At 61.4% G+C, this 1,134-nt stretch carries 1 pseudogene; it reads left to right on the forward strand.

The annotated features are described in order from the left end of the window. Positions 1-15: 15 nt before the first annotated feature. Positions 16-1,134, forward strand: a pseudogene (locus tag QCE62_RS35030) (type IV secretion protein Rhs); the annotation flags it as partial.

The raw sequence follows: 1,134 nt of genomic DNA on the forward strand, positions 1-1,134 counted from the left end.
GATCAGTTGGGTGGCATGTCCAGTTATCGCTATGACGGGCTGGGACGCACGGTTGCAGCAGTGGACCCTGCAGGAAACAGGACCACGTGGGAATACGATCTGTGCGGCAATCTGCTGACGCACACGTTGCCGAATCGTAGCGCGACGCGCACGGAGTACGACGACAATCTGCGGCCTATCGCCATTACTGATCCGGAAGGCGGCCAGTGGAAGCAAACGTGGGACACGCGCGGTAATCTCGTTGCGCAGACTACGCCTTCGGGCCTTGTCACCGCATTCGCTTATGACCCACGCGGTCAACTGGTTCGGGTGCGCAACGCCGCCCAACAGGTCACGGCCCTCGACTATGACCCGTTGGGTTATCTGGTCGGATTGACCGATCCGCTCGGACGCACCACGCGTCTGAAGCACGATGCACGCGGCAAGCTGATCGAGCGGCAAGCGCCGGGAGAAGAAGCGGCGATCTATAAATGGGACGCCAAGGGACGACTCGTGGCCCGTACTTCGCCGGGTTACGTGTTTTGCGCATACGACGCCGAAGACAACCTCACGCAGTACACCGATGAAGCGGGCCACATCACGCGCTTCAGCTTCTTTGGACAGGGCCAGTTGGCGAGCCGCATCGACGCCAATGGCAGCGTCACGCACTATCGCTACAACACGGAAGAACAACTGGTCGGCGTGATCAATGCGCGGGGCGAAACGTGGCATCTGAAGCGCGATGCGGTGGGACGGCTGATCGAGGAAATCGGCTATGACAAGCGCTCGCGCCGCTACGTCTACGATCCGGCGGGGCATCTGACGCAGAGCATCGATCCGTTGGGGCAGGTGCTGACGGTGACGTGCGATCCGTTGGGGCGTATCACACGGCGCGCAGTTGCAGGCAGCGATCAAAGCGAAGCCTTCACGTACGACAAGCGCGGCCAGTTGATCCGTGCGAGCAATGCAAACAGCGTGGTCAAGCGCGCCTATGACCTCGATGGGCAACTGCTGATGGAGCTGCAACAGCACGTCGACGCGACGGGAACGCTCGCGTATGCCTACGACGGGGCCGGGCGTCTGACTGAGCAGACGCGCAAGCTGCAAACAGCCGATTCCGTGTTCGAGCAGACGCTCACGTACACGTATGACGCG

The organism is Caballeronia sp. LZ033 (assembly GCF_031451265.1).
In the GTDB taxonomy this organism is placed as follows: Bacteria; Pseudomonadota; Gammaproteobacteria; order Burkholderiales; family Burkholderiaceae; genus Caballeronia.